Source organism: Nocardia sp. NPDC056064 (genome assembly GCF_042266925.1).
Lineage (GTDB): Bacteria > Actinomycetota > Actinomycetes > Mycobacteriales > Mycobacteriaceae > Nocardia.
Genome location: NZ_JBHJWO010000001.1, coordinates 3,074,838 through 3,095,797 on the forward strand (window position 1 = coordinate 3,074,838; position 20,960 = coordinate 3,095,797).

Annotated in this window: 2 protein-coding genes; both read right to left on the bottom strand. The window is 72.9% G+C overall.

The window, feature by feature from the left end; translation table 11 throughout:
* Positions 1–10: 10 nt before the first annotated feature.
* Entirely contained in the window at positions 11–3,070 is a 3,060-nt protein-coding gene (locus ACFC06_RS14055; protein ID WP_375930126.1) for an AMP-binding protein, read from the bottom strand.
* Positions 3,070–20,946, bottom strand: a complete 17,877-nt coding sequence (locus ACFC06_RS14060; RefSeq protein ID WP_375930127.1) for a non-ribosomal peptide synthase/polyketide synthase — start codon at positions 20,944–20,946, stop codon at positions 3,070–3,072. Before ACFC06_RS14060 ends, ACFC06_RS14055 begins: the two co-directional genes overlap by 1 nt.
* Between the last annotated feature and the right edge of the window lie 14 nt (positions 20,947–20,960).

Below are 20,960 nucleotides of genomic sequence, written 5' to 3' on the forward strand. Positions count from 1 at the left end.
CGGGTGGGGGTCACTGGGTGCGTTCTGCGGGGGTGCGCAGGTCGAGGGTGTGGCTGGGGGTGTCGGGGGCGGCGGTGAGCAGGCCGAGGGTGCGGGAGAAGCGGCGCAGGAGGGTGGCGGCGGTGTGGTCGTCGACGCGGTCGGTGCGGTATTCGAGCTCGAGGCCGAGGTGGCCGTCGGGGTCGGGGTGGGCTGAGACGATGAAGTGCACGCCGTCGGCGACGGCGGGGCCGTCGAAGCGCAGCGGGGTGAGTTCCAGGGCGGGGACGGGGAAGCTGCCGGAGTCGAGGTAGCTGAGGGTGACGGGGCCGTGCGGGCCCTCGGCGGCGCAGGATTCGCTGGTGGCCGCGGTGGTCGAGGCGATCACCGGATCGGGTTCGGCACAGAGGATTTCCGACAGGGTGGTGGCCCCTGCCACGGCCGCGCCCGCCTGCCAGGCGAGCAGCACCGTCATCGCGGCGCGGACCACCGCGAAGGGCGGGACGGCGTGGCGGCGGGCCAGCTCCGCGACCCGGGCACCGATGCCGGCGCCGATCCGCGCCCGCATGCTCGCGGAGCGGACGACGCCCACGGGCAGCGCGGGCCGCATCAGGTCACCGAGGCGGACCAGGGCGGCGGTGGTGCCGTCGACCTCCCAGCGCGCGAGTTCGCCGGTGCGGAACATGCGGTCGCCGGGGATGCCGAACGGGTTGGCGACGAAGCGGCCCGAGGTGGGGATCGGGTGGTCGAGATAGCCGCGGGCCAGCTGGGTGCCCGCCAGATACAGTTCGCCGGGGACGCCGGGGTCGGTCGGGCGCAGATCGTCGCCGAGCACGTAGACGCGGCGGTTCCATTCGCGCACGCGCGCGGCGGGTGGCTCGGCCGAATCAGCCGGTGGTACAGCGGGATAGGTGAGGGTGACGGTCGCCTCGGCGCGGCCGTAGTCGTGGTGCAGCCGGGCGGCGCTGACGGTGGCGAAGGCCCGGACGTCGGCCGCGGACAGCGGCGCCCCGAGCACGACCACGCTGCGCAGCGAGGTGACCCGACCACGCAGGTCGTGGCGGTGGACGTGGTCGGTGAACGCGGCCAGCCGCTGCGGGGTGAAGTCGGCGGCGGTGATGCCGTAGGCGGCGACCAGCTCGGTTAACCGGCCCGGATCGGGCGGTTCGGTGAGCACGACCGTGGCTCCGACGCGCAGTGGCAGCAGGTAGCCGTGCCATTCGGTGACCTCGCCCGCGGCCTGGTGCAGGTAGACGTCGCGGCCGGTGAAACTGTGGCGGCCCTGCATGGCGGTGACCCGGTGCACCGCGGCGGCGTGGCTGACGGTGGTGCCCTGGGTGGCGCCCGGCGGGAACAGCACGAAGGCGGGATGCTCCGACAGCACCGGCGCCCGGCGATCGGCGCGGGTGATCGGCTCGTCGGAGTAGTCCGATAAGCGCACCCCGTCCACGCGCACGGCCGGAATGTCGTACACCGCAGCCTGTTCGCGGGCGGCGACGGTCAGCACGAGCGCGGGGTCGGCGACCGGCGGCAGCACCCCGGACACCACCGGGACGACCGCGCCGCCCGCCTTGAGGACCGCGTACATGGCCACCATCAGCTCGATCGAGCGCGGAACATCGACGAGCACAGCGGATTCCGGACCGATGCCGAGCGCCATGAGGTGGCGTGCGAGCTGGTTGGTGCGCCGGTCCAGGTCGCCGTAGGTGATGATCGCGGTGGCGTGCTCGCCCGCGGTGTGCACGACGGCGGGGTCGAAAGGGGTTGCGGCGGCTTGGGCTTCGAACTCGTCGAGCAGCAGTTCGCCGGGGAGTCCGCCCTGACGGGGCACGGTCGCGTAGGGGTCGGTGCGATCGTCGGCGCGGCCGACGAATTCGAGTTCGGCGGTCCAGCCGTCGACCGGCGGCCTGCGGCGCACCAGGTCGCCGGTGGCGAACATGCGGTCGTCGACGGGGCCGATGGGGTTGGCCAGGAAGGTGGCCGCGGTGGCCTGCCTGCCGAGGTAGCCGCGCGCCAATTGCACACCGGAGACATAGAGTTCGCCCACTTCGCCGTCGGCGACCGGGCACAGGTGTTCGTCGAGGATCAGCAGTTCCACGTCGTCGGCGGCTGTGCCGATCGGGACCACTTCGAGGTCGGCGCCGGTCACCTCGTGGGCGAGGACCTCACCCGCGGTCTCGGGCCTGCCGTAGACATGCCACAGCGTCGCGCCGCTGACGAAGCGCAGCGCGGCCGCGGTCTTGGCGGGCAGGGTGCCGCAGCCGAGGACGACGCGCAGCGAGTCCAGGCGCTCCTCCGCGTCGGGCAGGGCGGCCAGCGCGGCCAGCTCCGACGGGTCGAAACAGGCTGTGGTGACGCGGGTTTCGGCGATCGCCCTGGCCAGCACGGGACTGGTCGGGACGACCAGGGTGGCGCCGGTCTGCAGGGCCAGCAGCATCTCCCCCACCGCGGACTGACCGGTGAGTGGCGCGTGCCAGAGCACCGAGTCGTCGGGTCCGATGCCGCAGAGTCGCTGCCGCCACACCGAATTGGCTTGGGCCGCACGGTGTCCGATGACGACGGCGGAGGCGGCCTCGACGTCGACCACCAGGTAGGCGGGGTTGTCGGCGCTCGGCCCGGGCAGGTCGGCGGGCGGCACGTCGGCGGCGTCGGTGCCCAGCACCGCGACACCGTCCGGGTGCGGTGCGCCGGGGGTGGTGAGCAGCAGGACCGGAGTGGCGAGGTCGATCGTGCGCTGTTGCCGGGCGGCGGGGGTCTGCGGGTCGAGCAGGACGAACGCGCCGCCCGCGGTGATCACCGCGTGCACGGCGACGACCAGTTCGATCGAGCGCGGCAGCGACACCGCGACGGTGGTTTCGGGGCCGACGCCGTGGTCGGCCAGGACGGCGGCCAGTGCGTCGACCCGCTCGGCGAGCTCGCCGTAGCTGAGCTCGACCGCGCCGTCACGCACCGCGACGGCGTCGGGATGCTGGGTGGCCTGGGTGGTGAAGGCGGCGAGCAGGGTCGCCGGGTCACGTCGCCGTTCTCGCGCCGGGTCGCGCAGCAGCGCGTCGAGCGAGACAGCGGCCGTGACCGAATCCGTGTGCGACATCAGAGTTGTCCTTCCGAGTCGTCGGCCGACCCCGACCCTGCGATCACCGCGGCGGCATCGGTCACCAGTGTTTGCAGGGTGGAGGTCAGGCCGGAGGCACCGAGAGCGGCGAGCACACCGGGCACCAGCCCGGCCAGCGCGACGTTCACCAGCGCTTCGGGTTTCATCGCCGCACCCATGGCCCGGCTCACGGCGGTGAGCTTGGCGTCGAGTGCACCGAACGAGATGGCGTGCTCGCCGTGGGCGAATGCCACGGTCGCCGGCGCGAGCCGGGCCGCCGAGCCGACCAGGCCCGGCAGATCGGCGACGGTGTAGGTACGCGGACGCGGGGTGAGCTCCGCGTCGGTGCGTACGTCGATGGCCCGGACCACCACGGCCGGATCGGCCGCGACGGCGTCGAGAACCTTGCGGAACCGGTCGGCCATGGTGCGGATGGTGGAGGCGTCGAAGAGATCGGTGGCGTACCCGAAGTGCAGGTCGAGGCCGTCGAGCTCGCCGGCGGCGTCATAGCGCTGCAGCGCGGTCAGGTGCAGGTCGAACTTGGCTTCGCCCAGGCCGGGGTCCAGCGTCCGCACCTGGAGGCCGGGCAGTTCGATGCTGCCGGGGGGCATGTTCTGGAAGGTGAGCATCACCTGGAACAGCGGGGTGTAGGCGCCGGATCGGGTGCGGCCCAGGGCGTCGACGACCTGCTCGAACGGGACGTCGGCGTGGGAGAGGGCCGCGAGGTCGCGGCGCTTGGCCTGGGCTAGCAGTTCGGTGAACGGGGCGCGGGAGTCGATCTCGGTGCGCAGGGCGACGGTGTTGACGAACATGCCGACCAGGTCGTCGAGTTCGCGGGCACCGCGTCCGGCGACCGGGGCGCCGATGGTGATGTCGGCGCTGCCGGACTGCTTGGCCAGCAGCACGGCCAGCGCGCTGTGCACGACGGTGAACAGGGTGGTTCCGTTGGCCCTGGCCACCTCGTCGAGGCGCCGGGTGAGCGTGGCGTCGACCTCGAATTCGACAGCGGCGCCGTGCATCTCGCGGCGGGTGGCGCGCGGCCGGTCGGTGGGCAGGGCGAGCAGTTCGGGTGCGCCGGACAGTTCGCGGGTCCAGTAGGCGAGCTGCTGGGTGAGCACGCTGCCGGGATCGGTCTCGGTGCCGAGCAGCTCGCGCTGCCAGACGCTGAAATCGCTGTACTGGATGTCGAGCGGGGCCCAGCCGGGATCGCGGCCTTCGCTGCGGTCGACGTAGGCGCGCACCAGATCGCGGGTGAGCGGGGCGATGGAGTAGCCGTCGGCGCTGATGTGGTGCACCACCATCACCAGCACGTACTCGCGCGCGAGAGTGGGGTCTCGGCGCGCCGGCTCGAGTTCGTAGAGGGCCACCCGGACCGGGGGCGCGGCGGTGATGTCGAAGGGTTGGGCCACCAGGGCGGTGACGCGGGTGTCGATGTCGTCCGGCGCGACCGGGATGGGGGTCAGATCGACGGCACCGGACCAGGCGGGCATGACCTGCTGGACCGGACCCGATTCGGTGTCCGGGTAGCGGGTGCGCAGGGTGTCGTGGCGGGCCAGCAGGTCCGCGATGGCGGCGCGCAGGGCGGGCAGGTCGAGGTCGCCGGTCAGGCGCAGGGCGGCGGGGATGTGGTAGGCCGCGGACTGCGGGGCGAGCTGGTGCAGCACCCACATGCGCTGCTGGGCGGGTGAGAGCACGGCGGGGCCGGTGCCGGTGCGCCGGGTCAGCGGCGGGCGCGCGCCGGCGCGGTCGGCCTCGGCCAGGCGCGCGGCCAGGGCGGCGACGGTCGGGGCGTCGAAGACCGCGGCCACCGGCACCTGGGCGCCGAGCGCGGCACCGAGGCGGGCCGCGAGGCGGGTGGCCATGAGCGAGTTGCCGCCGAGGGCGAAGAAGTCGTCGTCCAGACCGGCGCCGGAGCAGCCGATCACCTCGGCGAAGGTCTGCGCGACCAGCTGTTCGAGCGCGGTCACCGGAGCACGGTAGGCGGCTTCGGCGAACTCGGGCTCGGGGAGCCGGGTTCGGTCGACCTTGCCGTTGGCATTGAGCGGCAACGCGTCGAGCACTACCAGCGCGGCGGGCACCATGTAGGCGGGCAGCTCGGTGGCGAGTTCACCGCGCAGACGGGCCGCGACGGTCTGTTCGTCGCCGGGGACGAGGTCGGCGACGGCGGCGTAGGCGATGAGCCGGGCGCCCGCGTGCTCGTCGGTCTTGGCGACGGCGACGGCGGCGCGGACGCCGGGACGACGCAGCAGGGCCGTCTCGACCTCGCCGAGCTCGATCCGGAAGCCGCCGATCTTCACCTGGAAGTCGGCGCGCTCCAGGTATTCCAGGGTGCCGTCGGCACGCCACCGGACGATGTCACCGGTGCGGTACATCCGGGCGCCGGGCACCGTCGAGCGCTCCGATGCCGGGTGCTGGGCGCGGGCGGGCGACTCCGGAGTCGCACCGGCGTTCGCGTGGTCGACGGCCCGGGCGAAGGGGTCGGCGACGAAGCGGTCGGCGGTCAGGGCGTGGCGGCCGTGGTAGCCGCGAGCCAGCTGGGCACCGGCGAGGTACAGCTCGCCGGCGACGCCGAACGGCACCGGACGCAGTCGCGCGTCGAGCACGTAGAGCGCGCTGTTCCAGGCGGGACCACCGATCGGCACCACGTGCGAAGAAGCCTGCGCCACTTCGTATTCGGTGATCGAGACGGCGGCCTCGGTCGGGCCGTAGAGGTTGTGCAGCCGGGCGTGGGTGCCACTGGCCAGGAACTGTCCGGCCAGCGCGGCGGGCAGGGCCTCGCCGATGGCCAGCACCGCGCGCAGCGAATCGGGCAGCGCGGGTGTGGTTTCGGCGGCCAGCAGCATGCCGACCAGCGAGGGCACCGCGTGCAGGACGGTGACGTCGTGCCGGGTCATGGTGGCGCGCAGCCGATCCGGGTCGCGTTCGTCGCCGGGACGGGTGACGACGAGCGCGCCGCCGGAGGTGAGCGGGGACCAGAACTCCCAGACCGAGAGGTCGAAGGTGGCGGGGGTCTTCAGCAGGACGCGGTCGGCGCCGGTCATGGTGAAGCGGTCGTGCAGCCAGGCCAGCTGGTTGACGATCGCCGCGTGCGGCACGGTGACGCCCTTGGGCAGTCCGGTCGAGCCCGAGGTGAAGATCACGTAGGCCGGATGCTCGGGCCGCAGCGGGGACAGCCGTTCGGCATCGGTCACCGGCTGGTCCGACAGCTCGCCGAGCACGCGATGATCCAGTTCGAAGACCGGCACGTCGACGGGGATCGGGACACCGTCGGCGGCGGTGGTGAGCACGCACAGCGGGGCCGCGGTGGCCACGATGTAGGCGATGCGCTCGGCCGGATGATCGGGGTCGATCGGCACGTACGCGCCGCCGGCCCGCACCACCGCGTGCATGGCGATCACCAGGTCCGGACCGCGCCGCATGGCCAGCACGACGGTGCGTTCCGGGCCGACGCCCTCGGCGATCAGCAGCCGGGCGATGCGGTTGACGCGGGCTTCGAAGGCGGCGTAGTCGAGCGTGTCGCCGGTGTCGGCGTCGACCAGGGCGAGGGCGTGCGGGGTCAGCGCGGCCTGGCGGATACCCAGGTCGGCGAGGGTCGCCGGGGCGAGCGGGTGGGCGGTGGCGTTGAAGGTGTCGAGCAGCAGGGCGCGGTCGGCACCCAGCAGATCCAGGTCACCGACGGCGGTATCCGGTGCGGCGGTGACGGATTCGAGCACCCGGCGCAGCCCGGTGGCGAAGCGTTCGGCGGTGGCGGGGTCGAACAGGTCGCTCGCGTAGCCGAGGGCCAGGTCGATGCCCGTGGGGGTGCCGTCGGCGGTGTAGTTGTCCAGGGCGAACAGGTGCAGGTCGAATTGGGCGACGCCGGAATCGAATTCGATCGGGGCGACGGTCAGGCCCGGCAGCTCGAGCTGGGCGCGGTCGTGGTTCTGGAACGAGTAGCCGACCTGGAACAGCGGGTGCCGTGCGGTCGAGCGGGCCGGGTTGAGCACCTCGACGAGGCGTTCGAAGGGGACCTCGGCGTGCGAGAAGGCGGCGATGTCGGCGGTGCGGGCGGTGGTGAGCAGTTCGGTGAACGGCGCGTCGGCCGCGACCTCGGTGCGCAACACCAGGGTGTTGACGAACATGCCGATGACATCGTCGAGTTCGGCTTCGCCACGGCCCGCGTTCGGGGTGCCGACGGCGATGTCGGCGGTGCCGGAGAGGCGGGCCAGCAGGGCGGCGAAGGCGGCGTGCACGACCATGAACAGGGTGGCGCCCGCGCCGCGCCCGAGCGCGAGGAGCGCGGCGTGCAGGTCGGCGTCGACGGTGAAGCGCACCGTGTCACCGCGCAGGCTCTGGCGGGCCGGACGCGGGCGGTCGGTGGGCAGGGCCAGCTGGTCGGGCAGACCGGCGAGCTGGTTGGCCCAGTAGGAAACCTGCTGGGCTGCTACCGATTCCGGGTCGCTCTCGTCGCCGAGTAGTTCACGCTGCCACAGCGCGTAGTCGGCGAACTGCACGGCGGGCGGGGCCCAGCCGGGGGCGGTGTCGGCCAGGCGGGCGGTGTAGGCGCGCATCAGGTCGGCGACGAACGGCGCGATGGAGGAGCCGTCGGCGGCGATGTGGTGCAGCACGGCGGCGAGCACGTAGTCGGTACCGGTGACCTGGAACAGGCGAAGCCGCACCGGGATCTCGGTGGTGACGTCGAAGGTGGTCTCGGCCAGCGCGCGGATGGACGCGGGCAGTTCGGCCTCGGTGACGATCACCGGGTCGAGCGCCGGAACCGCTTGCGCCGCAGGCACGATCGACTGCACCGGTTCGCCGTCGACCTCGGGGTATACGGTGCGCAGCGACTCGTGTCGGGCGACCAGATCGGCCAGTGCGGCCCGCAGCGCCTCGATGTCGAGGTCACCGGTGAGGCGCAGCGCGAAGGGGATGTTGTAGGCCACCGACGCGCGATCGAAGCGGTTGAGGAACCACATGCGCTGCTGGGCGGGCGAGAGCGGGAGCAGGTCGGGGCGGGCCCGGCCGACCAGGGCGGGACGGTCGAGCCTGCCCTGCGCGTCCGCGGCGGCGGCCAGCTCGGCCACCCGCGGCGCCTCGAACAGCGTCCGCACACCGACGCGGCGGTCCAGCGCGGCTCCGATGCGGGCGACGGCCTTGGCCGCGAGCAGCGAGCTGCCGCCGAGGGCGAAGAAGTCGTCGTCGGCGCCGATGGGCCGGTCGCTGCCGAGCACCTCGGCGTAGACCGCGGCGACGATCTCCTCGCTGACGGTGGCGGGCTTGCGGTAGACGGTGGTCTCGAAGACCGGCGCGGGCAGCGCGGCCCGGTCGAGCTTGCCGTTGACGGTCAGCGGGATGTGGTCCACGGCCACGACCGCCGCGGGCAGCATGTGCTCGGGCAGGGTCTGCGCGAGCTCCTGGCGCAGGGCAGCGGTGTCGGGGCGCGGGCTGTCGGGGCCCGCGACCAGGTAGGCGACCAGGCGGGGTTCGTCGACCAGGTCGGTGCGGACCAGCACCGCGACCTCGCGCGGGGCCGCCGAGCTGCGCAGCAGCGCCGCTTCGATCTCACCGAGCTCGATGCGGAAGCCGCGCAGGTTGACCTGCTGGTCGGCGCGGCCCAGGTATTCCAGATCGCCGTCGGCGGTCCAGCGGGCCAGGTCGCCGGAGCGGTAGGCCACGGTGCCGGGGGCACCGTACGGGTCGGCGACGAACCGGCTCGCGGTGAGGCCGGGGCGGGCCAGGTAGCCGCGCGCCAATTGCCCACCGGAGACATAGATTTCACCGGGAACGCCGACCGGGACGGGGCGCAGCCGCGAATCCAGCACGCGCACGGCCAGTCCCGCGATGGCACCGCCGATCACGCTGGCCGAACCGGTATCCGGGGTGATCTCGCGGTAGGAGACGTGCACCGTGGTCTCGGTGATGCCGTACATGTTCACCAGGCGCGGCGAGGCCGGGTAGCGGGCGAACCAGCCGTCCAGACGCTGCGGCTCGAGCGCCTCGCCGCCGAAGATCACCGTGCGCAGGGCGTAGTCGCCGGGGCTGGTCGCCAGGTCGGCGGCGATGAGCTGGTAGAACGCCGACGGGGTCTGGTTGAGCACGGTGACGCGCTCGGTGAGCAGCAGCTCGCGGAACTGTTCGGGTGAGCGCGAGGTGAAGTAGTCGACCAGCACCACCGAGCCGCCGTGCAGCAGCGCGCCCCACAGTTCCCACACCGAGAAGTCGAAGGCGTAGGAGTGGAACATCGTCCACACGTCGGCGGGGCCGAAGCCGAAGCGCTCGGCGGTGTTGTCGAGCAGGGCGATGACATCGGCGTGCGGGATCACCACGCCCTTGGGGCGGCCGGTGGAGCCGGAGGTGTAGATGACGTAGGCCGTGTTCGCCGGGGTCAGCGGGGTGCGCCGGTCGGCGTCGGTGAGCGGGGCCGGCGCGAAATCGGTGAGTCCGGCCGCGGCCGGGTCGATGACCGGGCCGCCGAACCAGTCGCGGGCCAGGCCGGTGTCCGCGTTGGCGACGGCGCACAGCGGGCGGGCGTCGTCGAGGACGTATTCGATGCGGTCGGCCGGGTAGTTGGGGTCGATCGGCAGGTAGCCGCCGCCCGCCTTCAGCACCGCCAGCAGAGCAACGGCCAGTTCGACCGAGCGCGGAAGGGCCACGGCCACCAGGGTTTCCGGGCCGACACCCGCGCCGACGAGGCGGCGGGCCAGCCGGTTGGACCAGGCGTCGAGTTCGGCGTAGGTGAGCGAGTTCTCGCCCGCCTTCACCGCGACGGCCCGCGGATCACGGGCGGCGGCCCGGGCGAACCGGTCCACCATGGTCTGCGCCGGGTCGGCCACCGAGGTGCCGGTGACGGCCCAGTCGTGCAGGGTGCGCTGCTGTTCCTCGGCGCTGAGGAGCTGGATGTCACCGACCACCACGGTCGGGTCGGCGACGACGGCGGCCAGCACCTGGGTGAAGCGGCGGGCCAGCACCGCGACGCTGCTCGCGTCGTAGAGGTCGGTGGCGTAGGCGATCTCGATGGCCATGCCGTCGGCGCGGCCGTCGACGTCGTCGGATTCGCGCAGGGTGAACTGCAGGTCGAACTTGGCGACCGCGGCGTCGAGGTCGAGCGGGGTGACCGTGAGCCCGCCCGCGGTCAGCGCCGGGACGGTGAAGTTCTGCAGGACCAGGGCCACCTGGAACAGCGGGTGGCGGTTGCGGGCGCGGGCCGGGTCGACGGCGTCGACGACCTGCTCGAACGGGACCTCGGCGTGCGAGAGAGCGTCCAGGTCACCGGCGCGGACCGCGTCGAGCGCGGACTCGAACTCGACGCGGGGGTCGATCTGGGTGCGCAGCACCAGGGTGTTGACGAACATGCCGATCAGCCCGTCCAGGGCGGCCTCGCCGCGCCCGGCGACCGGGGTGCCGATGGCGATGTCGCTGCCACCGGACAGGCGGGCCAGCAGCACGGCCAGCGCCGCGTGCACGGTGCTGAACAGGGTGGCCTCGTGCTTGCGGGCCAGTTCGCGCAGTTCGCTGTGCAGGTCGGAGTCGATCTGGAAGCGGTGCACGCCGCCACGGAAGCTGGACTCGGCCGGGCGGGGGCGATCGGTCGGCAGGTTCAGCTGTTCGGGCAGACCGGCCAGACCGCGCCGCCAGAAGGCGAGCTGGGCGTGGGCCGCCGACGCCGGGTCGGTGGGGTCGCCGAGGTTCTCGTCCTGCCAGAGGGCGTAGTCGGCGTACTGGATCGGCAGCGGCGTCCAGGCGGGGGCGGTGCCGGTGCGGTGGGCGGCGTAGGCGGTCATCAGGTCGGCGGCCAGCGGGCCGAGGGAGAAGCCGTCGGCGGCGATGTGGTGGATCACCAGGACCAGCACGTGGTCGTCGCCGACCGCGAGAAGGTCCGCACGGAACGGGATCTCGGTGGTGAGGTCGAAGCGGACGGCCGCGCAGGCGAGCAGGCGGGCGGTGAGCTCGGCCTCGCCGATCCGCTCGGCGCGCAGGGTGACGGCCGTGGGTTCGGCGATGCGCTGTTCGGCGCCGTCGGGGCCCTCCGGGTAGCTGGTGCGCAGGGTCTCGTGCCGGGCGATCACCTCGGCCAGGGCGGCTTCCAGCGCGGCGAGGTCGAGGTCGCCGGTGAGGCGCAGGGCCACCGGGATGTTGTCGACCGCGTCGCCGGGGCCCTCGGCGTCGGCGAGGTAGCGGTTGAGGAACCACATGCGGCGCTGGGCCGCGGAGAGCGGAATGGCGTGCGGCCGTTCGCGCGGGGTCAGCGCCGGGCGACCGCCGGTGCCGCGCAGCGGTGCGCAGCGCTGGGCCAGGTCGGCGACGGTCGGGGCGTCGAAGAGCAACCGGACCGGGATCTGGGTGTCGAGAGCGGCGCCGAGGCGGGCCGCGACCTGGGTGGCGTTGAGCGAGTTGCCGCCCAGGGCGAAGAAGTCGTCGTCGAGGCCGACTTCCCGGTCGGCCGGGAAACCGAGCACCGCCGCGAAGGTGCCCGCCACGATCCGCTCGGTCTCGGTGACCGGCGCGCGGAACACCGCCGCCTCGAACATCGGGTCGGGCAGGGCGTTGCGGTCGAGCTTGCCGGAGGTGTTGAGCGGGAACTCGTCGAGTTCGACGAAGGCCGCCGGGACCATGTAGGCGGGCAGGGTGCGGGCGAGCGCGGTGCGGACCGCGTCGAGGTCGATACCGGTGGCGACGAGGTAGGCCACCAGGGTGTCGTCCCGGACGAGGACGGCGGCCTGCGCGATCCCGGGACGCGCGGCCAGGGCGGCTTCGATCTCGCCGAGTTCGATGCGCAGACCGCGCAGCTTCACCTGGAAGTCGGTGCGGCCCAAGTACTCCAGCTCGCCGTGCTCGGTCCAGACGACCAGGTCGCCGGTGCGGTACATGCGCTCGCCGGGGGTGAACGGGTTGGCGACGAAGCGGTCGGCGGTCAGGTCGACGCGTCCGGCGTAGCCGCGGGCGAGCTGGGCGCCCGCCAGGTACAGCTCGCCGGGGACTCCGGCGGGGACGGGGCGCAGGCGGTTGTCCAGGACGTAGACCTGGGTGTTGTGGACGGGGGCGCCGATGGGGACGGTGACGGTGTCGGCGTCGGTGACCTCGTGGAAGGTGACGTCGACGGCGGCTTCGGTGGGGCCGTACAGGTTGTGCACAGCCGTCCCGGTGAGCGCGCGCAACTGCTGGGCCGGGGCGGGCGGCAGCGCCTCACCGGAGGCGAACACCGAGCGCAGGGTGGTGCAGCGGCGGGTGCCCGCGAGCGCGCCGGTGAACATCGACAGCATCGACGGGACGAAGTGCGCGACGGTGACCGATTCGGCATCGATCAGGTCGGCCAGGTAGGCCGGGTCGCGGTGGCCGTCCGGGGCGGCGAGGACGAGGCGGGCACCGATCTGCAAGGGCCAGAAGAACTCCCAGACCGAGACGTCGAAGGTGGCCGGGGTCTTCTGCAGCACGGTGTCGGCGGCGGTGAGGCGGTAGGCGTCCTGCATCCACACCAGGCGGTTGACGATGGCCGCGTGCGTCACCACCACGCCCTTGGGCCTGCCGGTGGAGCCGGAGGTGAAGATCAGGTAGGCGGCGTGGTCGCGGCGCAGCGCGGCCGGGCGCTCGGCGTCGGTGATCGGGGCGGGCGACCAGGCGGCGGTGTCGAGATCGGTGAGGTCGACCACGGGCACGGAATCGCTTGCGGTGAGGTCGAGTTCGTCCGCGGCCCGGGTGAGCACGCAGACCGGGCGGGCCGCGTCGAGGACGTGGGCGATGCGGTCGGCGGGGTGCTCGGGGTCCAACGGGACGTAGGCACCACCCGCGGCCTGCACCGCGTACATGGCGACGACCAGCTCGACCGAACGGCGCAGCCCGAGCGCGACGGTGCGGTCGGGGCCGACGCCCATCGAGAGCAGCAGGCGGGCAAGGCGATTCACCCGCGCGGCGAGTTCACCGTAGGTGAGCGATGCGCCCTCGGCGGTGAGCGCGACGGCGTGCGGGGTGCGCGCGGCCTGGGCGGCGAACAGCGAGACCAGGGTCATCCGCTCGTCGGCCGGGTAGGCGGTGGCGTTCCAGGTGTCGAGGATGCGGGTGCGCTCGGCGTGGCCGAGCAGGTCGATGTCGCCGATCACGACATTGGGATCGGCGCTCACCGTCTCCAGTACCCGCAGCAGGCGGGTGCTGAAATCTGTGATGGTCTGCGCGTCGAACAGGTCGGTGGCGTACTCGATGCGGCCGTAGAGCGCGTCGCCGGCGGTGCTCAGCGTCAGGTGGAGATCGAATTTGGCGGTGTGGGTGTCGATCTCGAGTTCGGTGGCGGTCAGCCCGGCCAGCTCGAGTTCGGTGATGGCGGTGTTCTGGAAGTCCAGCATCACCTGGAACAGCGGGTGCCGCGCGGTGGAGCGGGTGGGCGCGAGGGCTTCGACCAGGCGGTCGAAGGTGACCTCGGTGTTGGCCAGGGCGCGCAGGTCGCGCTCGCGCACGGTGTCGAGCAGCTCGGCGAAGGTGGCGGCGGGGTCGACCGGGGCGCGCAGCACCAGGGTGTTGACGAACATGCCGACCAGCTCGTCGAGGGCCTGGTCACCACGTCCGGCGACGGGGGTGCCGATCGAGATGTCCTGCTGGCCGGACAGTTTCGCCAGGGTGGCGGCGAAAGCCGCGTGCAGCACCATGAACAGCGAGGCCTGCGCGTCGGTGGCCAGCGCGCGCAGCCGCTCGCCCATGAGCGGGGGGACGCGGAAGTGGTGGCGGGCGCCGCGACCGGAGGCGACGGCGGGCCGCGGGCGGTCGGTGGGCAGGGCCAGCAGGTCGGGCTGATCGGCGAGTTCGGTGGTCCAGAAGCGGATCTGCTCGGCCAGGGGCGAGTCCGGGTCGTCCTCGGCGCCGAGGGCTTCGCGCTGCCAGAGCGCGAAATCGGCGTACTGCACCGGCAGCGGGGTCCACTGCGGCGCGGCGCCGGTCTGGTGGGCGGCGTAGGCGAGCATCAGATCGCGGGTGAGCGGGGCGACCGACCAGCCGTCGGCGGCGATGTGATGCAGCACCAGCACGAGAACGTGCTCGGTGGTGTCGGTGCGCAGCAGGTGCAGGCGGACCGGGGGCTCGTCGGCGACGGCGAAGGGCACCGCGGCCAGGGCACGGATACGGTCGTCGAGTCCGGCGGGATCGACGGCTTCCGGGGCGAGGGGCAGCTCGACGGCGGGCTCGATCTGCTGGAACGGGATGCCGTCGACCGACGGGTAGCGGGTGCGCAGGGCCTCGTGCCGGGCGAAGACGGCGGCCACGGCGGCGGTCAGCGCGGCGTGGTCGAGGGCGCCGGTGAGGCGGATGGCGGCGGCGATGTTGTCGGCGACCGAGTCGGTGTCGAACTGGTTGAGGAACCACATGCGCTGCTGGGCGTAGGACAACGGAATGCGTTGCGGCCGTTCGGCTGCCACCAGCGGCGGGCGGGTCGCGGCGGTCTCGGCGGTGCCGAGCCGGGCGGCCAGCGCGGTCACCGTCGAGGACTCGAACAGCGTCTTCAGCGGCACGGTCACGCCGAGGGCGGCACCGAGGCGGGCGGCCACCTGGGTGGCGACCAGGGAGTTGCCACCCAGGGCGAAGAAGTCGTCGTCGGCGCCGACGCGTTCGACGCCGAGCACCTCGCCGAACACCCGCGCGACCACGGATTCGGTGCCCGCTGCCGGGGCGCGGAAGGCGCGGGCGGCGAAGACCGGTGCGGGCAGGGCGCGGCGGTCGAGCTTGCCGCCGGGGGTGAGGGGTAGGGCGTCGAGGACCACGAACGCCGAGGGCACCATGTGCGCGGCCAGCCTCGCACGCAGGGCCTCCGCGATGGCATCGAGATCCAGACGGGCCGCCCGGCTGGGCTGCCCGGCCACGCCCGACGCGATCGCCTCGGACTCGGCGGCGGCGGGGCTCCGTGTGTCGGTGTCCGGGACCAGGTAGGCGACGAGTTGGTCGCCGCGGTGGGGGTCGTTGTGGATGAGTGCGACAGCCCGGCGGACAGCGGGCTGGGCGAGCAGGGCGGCTTCGATCTCGCCGAGCTCGATGCGGAAACCGCGCAGTTTCACCTGGTCGTCGTTGCGGCCCAGGTATTCCAGGGTGCCCTCCGCGGTCCAGCGGACCAGGTCGCCGGTGCGGTACATGCGCGCGCCGGGCGCCCACGGGCAGGCGACGAAGCGGCCCGCGGTGAGCGCGGCGCGGCCACGGTAGCCCCGGGCCAGCTGGGCGCCCGCCACGTACAGCTCACCCGCGACCCCGGCGGGGACCGGCCGCAACCGGTCGTCGAGGACCCATTCGGTGATGCCGCGCAGCGGACGGCCCAGGGTCAGCGGGGAATCGGCGGTCAGCGGGGCGCTGATATTGGTGGCGACCGTCGTCTCGGACGGGCCGTAGGCGTTGACGAAAGCGCGCGGCACCTCGCCGTCGGTCCAGCGGGCGACCAGGTCGGGCGGGCACGCCTCGCCACCGACCATCACCATGCGCAGGTCGTCGAGCCGCTCGGGGTCGAGCACGGCCAGGCCGGAGGGGGTCATCAGGGCGTGGGTGACGTGCTCCTCGGCCAGCAACTGCTCCAGCTCGGCGCCCACGTGCCGTCCGGGCGGGGCGATCACCAGGGTGGCGGCGGAGTCCACCGCGAGCAGGAATTCCATCACCGAGATGTCGAAGGAGGGCGAGCCCACCTGGAGCACGCGCGCGTCGGGGGCGCCGAGCATGCGCTCGGTCTCCTCGGCGGCGAAACCGGCGATGCCCGCCTGGGTCACCAGCACGCCCTTCGGCAGGCCGGTGGAGCCGGAGGTGTAGATGACGTAGGCGAGGTGCTCGGCGCGCAGCGGGCGCACCCGGTCGGCGTCGGTGAGGGCGTCACCGGAGCGGGCGGCGCATTCGGCCATCAGCTTGAGCTCGTCGAGGACCAGCCACTCGATCGCGTCCGGCAGCGCGGACTGCGAGCCCGCGACGGTGAGGCCGAGGCGCGCACCGGAATCGGTGACCATGTGGGTGATGCGGTCGAGCGGGTAGCTGGGGTCCACCGGCAGCCAGGCGGCACCGGCCTTGGCGACGGCCCACACCGCGAGCACGGAATCGATCGAGCGCGGGATACCGACGGCGACGATGTCGTCGGGGCCGATTCCGCCGTCGATGAGCACCCGGGCCAGCCGGGAGGACGCCCGGTCCAGTTCGCGGTAGGTGAGCAGGCGCTCGCCGTCGGCGACGGCCTCGCGCTCGGGTGCGGTGGCGACCGCGGCCGCGAGGAGGTCGGGCAGCAGACCGGTGGTGGTGACCGGGGCGCCGCCCATCTCGGTGAGCTGGGTGTGCTCGGCGGTCGAGAGCAGCGGGAGGTCGCCCACGGGAGTGGTGGGGGACGCGACGGCGGCGGCGAGCAGGCGGACGAAACGGCCGTTGAGCGCCTGGATGTCGGCGTCGTCGAAAAGGTCGGTGGCGTAGCGGGTCTCGGCCTCGATGCCCGCGGGGGCGCCCGTGTCGCCACGGCGTTCGGCGAGGGTGATCTGCAGGTCGAACTTGGTGAGGTCGAGTTCGATCTCGTGCACCGAGACCGGCGCACCGGCGAGTTCGAAGCTGGTGTCGAGGACGTCCTGGAAGTTCAGCGCCACCTGGAACAGCGGATGACGCGCGGCATTGCGCGCGGGGTTGACCACGTCGACCAGCCGGTCGAAGGGCACGGTGGCGTGCGCGAAGGCGGCCAGGTCGGTTTCGCGGGTGTGCTCGAGGGCGGCGGTGAAGCTCGCGGCGGGGTCGATCTCGGTGCGCAGCACCAGGGTGTTGACGAACATGCCGATCAGGTCGTCGATGGCGCGGTCGCCACGACCGGCGACACCGGTGCCGATGGCGATGTCGGTGTTGCCGGACAGGCGCGCGAGCAGCACGGCCAGCGCGGTGTGCAGCACCATGAACAGCGAGGCGCCCGCCTGCTGGGCCAGATCGGTGAGCTGCCGGTGCAGGTCGGCGTCGATGGTGAAGGTGGAGCGGGCACCGCGCAGGCTCGGCTCGACCGGGCGCTGCCGGGCCGCGGGCAGCTCGAGCTGGTCGGGCAGACCGGCGAGAGTCTGTTCCCAGAAGGCGATTTCGCGCGAGGCCAGCGATTCCGGATCGGATTCGGTGCCGAGCAGTTCACGCTGCCAGAGGGCGTAGTCGGCGTACTGGACACTCAGCGGCGCCCAGCCGGGCTCGACCCCGTCGACGGCGGCGCGGTAGGCGGTGAGCACATCGCGCACGAGCACCTGGAGCGAAACACCGTCTGCGGCAATGTGATGCAGGACGATGGCGATCGCTACGGTACGGCCTCCGGCGACTACGAAGACGCGAGCGCGGAAGGGTGGCTCGTTCTCGAGATCGAAGCCGGTAGTGGCGAACCGGGTGAGTTCGTCGTCCAAGTCGGCGGTGGCGACCTCGACGGGCTCGGGAAGGGTGACTGCCCCGGGCGCGAGCACCACCTGCTCGGCGACCTCTCCCCCGGTGGCGGCGACGGCCGGGAACACCGTGCGCAGCGCCTCGTGCCGGTCGACGACCGCGCGCAGCGCCGCGAGCAGGGCGGGCAGATCGGTGGTGCCGCGCAGCCGGACGACGAACGGCATGTTGTAGCCGGGAGCGGCGGGGTCGAACCGGTTGAGGAACCAGATGCGTTGCTGGGCAGGCGACAGCGGGACCAGCGCGGGACGCGGGCGAGCGGTGAGCACCGGCAACTGCGCGCAGACACCCGCCTCGGCGCGGTCGGCGACGACGATCGCCAGCCGGGCCACGGTGGGGGCGCCGAACAGGTCGCGCACGCCGAGCCGGCAGCCGAGGTCGGCGCCGAGCCGGGCGGCCACCTGGGTGGCGACCAGGCTGTTGCCGCCGAGGGCGAAGAAGTCGTCCTCGCGGCCGACCCGGTCCAGGCCGAGCACCTCGCCGAACACCCGGGCCACCGTCTCCTCCACCGGACCCACGGGCGCGGCGTAGGCGATGACGGTGCGGTCCGGCGCGGGCAGCGCCTTGCGGTCCAGCTTGCCCGAGGCGTTCACCGGCAGCGCGGCCAGCGTCACGAACGCGGCGGGCACCATGTACCCGGGCAGCGCGCGCAGGGCCCCGGCGCGCAGCTCCTCCACCGCGACGGCACCCGGTTCGGCCTCCACCACATAGGCGACCAGCTGTTCGCCGACACCCGCGTCGTCGCGCACGACGACGACCGCGCGCGCCACGGCCTCGGCGCTCTCCAGGACGGCTTCGATCTCGCCGAGCTCGATGCGCAGGCCGCGCAGCTTCACCTGGAAGTCGGTGCGGCCCAGGTATTCCAGTTCACCGTTGGTGGTCCAGCGGACCAGGTCGCCGGTGCGGTACATCCGCGCGCCGGGCTCGGCCGGGTTCGCGACGAAGCGTCCAGAGGTGAGTTCGGGACGTCCGACATAACCCCGGGCGAGCTGTACCCCCGACAGATACAGCTCACCCGGAGCCCCGACCGGAACCGGCCGCAGCCGCGAGTCGAGAACATGGAGGCGGGTGTTGAACACCGGCGCGCCGATCGGCACGGTGACCCGGTCGGCGTCGTTCACCTCGTGGAAGGTGACGTCGACGGCCGCCTCGGTGGGGCCGTAGAGATTGTGCAGCCGCGCGCCGGTGAGCACCCGCAGCCGCTGGGCCGGCGCGGCGGGCAGCGCCTCACCGGAGGCGAAGACCAGCCGCAGCGAGGAGCGTTCGGCGATCTCCTGCTGGGCCAGGAAGACTTCGAGCATCGACGGCACGAAATGCGCGACAGTGACACCGTATTCGGCGATGACCCGGCGCAGGTAGCCGGGATCACGGTGCCCGTCCGGCTCGGCCAGCAGCAGCGTGGCACCGATCTGCAAGGGCCAGAAGAACTCCCAGACCGAGACGTCGAAGGTCATCGGGGTTTTCTGCAGCACCACGTCGACACCGTGCAGCCGGTAGCTGTGCTGCATCCACACCAGCCGGTTGACGATCGCGGCGTGCTCGACGGCGACGCCCTTGGGCAGACCGGTCGACCCGGAGGTGAAGATGACATAGGCCGGATGGCCGGGACGCAGCGGCGCGGTGCGCTCGGCGTCGGTCAGCGGGGTGTCGGCGTAACCGCTCAGGTCCAGCGCGTCCACGGCCAGGACCCTCGCCGGGTCGGCGCCGGGCGCGCCGTCGCGGGTGGTGGTCAGCACCGCGGCGGGGGCGGCGGTGTCGAGGATGTGGGCGATGCGCTCGGCCGGGTGATCGGGGTCGATCGGCACGTAGGCCGCGCCCGCGGCGAGCACCGCGTACATGGCGACCACCAGTTCCGGGGAGCGCCGGATGCTCAGTGCCACCAGCGATTCCGGGCCGATGCCCTGTGCGCGCAGGTGCCGGGCCAGGCGGTGGACCCGCTGCGCCAGGTCGCGGTAGGTCAGGGTGGCGGTGTCGTCACCGGCCATCCGCACGGCGATGTCGTCGGGGGTGCGCGCGACCTGGGCCTCGAACATCGCGGGCAGCGTCGCCGCCGCTACCGCGCGCTCGCTCAGCGCGGTGGCGACATCGAAGCCGGTGGCGTTCCAGATCTTGGTGCTGACCTGCAGTTCCAGCTCGGTCGCCACCTCGATCGCGCCGATCGGGGTGGCCAGGTCGGCGGCGGCGAGGCGCTCGAGGAAACGCAGGAAGCGGCTGTGGTGGCGGGCCAGGGTGTCGGCGTCGTAGAGGTTGGGGTTGGCCTCGAAGTCGACGTGCACGCGGTCGCGGTCGCCGTAGTAGACATTGAGGCTGAGGTCTTCGATCGGGCCGGTGGACAGCACCCGGTAGCGGCCGGTGGTGGTGCCCAGGGTCAGGTCGCTGCGGAAGAGCATGAAGTTGGCCAGCGGGCCGAACAGCGCGCGCCGGGCCGGACGGCCGTCGTCCTCGGCGTCGCGGCGGATGTCCTCGGCGCGGTAGCGCTGATGCCGCAGCGCCCCGGCGACTTCCACGCGGGCCGCGCGCAGCAGCTCACCCCAGGTGGTCTCGGCGCCCGCCGCGCCGGTGGGTAGGCGCAGCGGCACGATATTGGACAGCATGCCCGCCGAACGGCGCATCACCGCGGTGGTGCGGGCGGTGACCGGCAGGCTCAGCACGGCGTCGGGGCGATCGGTCAACCGGCCGAGGTAGGCGGCGAAGGCGGCGAGCAGCACCGCCGAGAAGGTCGAATCATCGCTGGCGGCAATGGTTTCCAGCCGCGCGACCAGCTTCTCCGAGAGGCGGCCGCCGGTGACCAGGTTGATCGCCGCGCGGGGCGCGGTGCGGCTGTCCAGGCCGGTCGGGCTGTCCAGGCCCGCGATGCGCTCGGCCCAGTGTTCGCGGTCGTTGGCGAAGCGGGTGCTCTCGCGGTAGCGCTGTTCGCCCTCGACGAGCGCGGCCAGGTCACCGGGTACCACCTCGCGGGCGGGGGTGCCCAGGACGCGGGCGGAGTACAGCTCGGCGATGCGCTGGGAATTGGTGAAGGCGCCGTAGCCGTCGAGCACGATGTGATGACCGCGCAGGTACCAGAACCAGCGGTCCTCGCCGACGCGCAGCACCGCGCCGCCGACCAGGCGATCGGCGAGCAGGTCGAGTGGGGCGCCGAATTCGGCGCGCATCCACTCCTGGGCGGCGGCGACCGGGTCCTCGTGGTGGCGCAGATCGATCAGCGGCAGCTCGTCCTGGATGCGGATGGAGTGGTCGACGACCTGGTAGGGCACGCCGTCGGCTTCACCGATGCGTACCAGCGGCGAGCCGTAGGCGTGCGCGGCCTCGGCCGTGACCTGCTGCAGCACCGCCACATCCAGCTCGCCGGTGATGTCGACGTACTGGGCGATGGTGATCGGGACGTCGGGGTCGAGCAGCTGCGCGTACCAGACACCCAGCTGGGCGGGGGTCAGCGGGAAGCGTGGCGACGCGGTGTGCGCCTGCGCTTCCTGCGGTCGCGCGCTGAACCCACCCAACTCCGTACCGTGCACCAGAGCCTCCTCGA

Excerpts from the sequence above, each read along its gene's own strand:
- ACFC06_RS14055 (WP_375930126.1), bottom strand. The coding sequence starts at position 3,070 with ATGTCGCACACGGATTCGGTCACGGCCGCTGTCTCGCTCGACGCGCTG.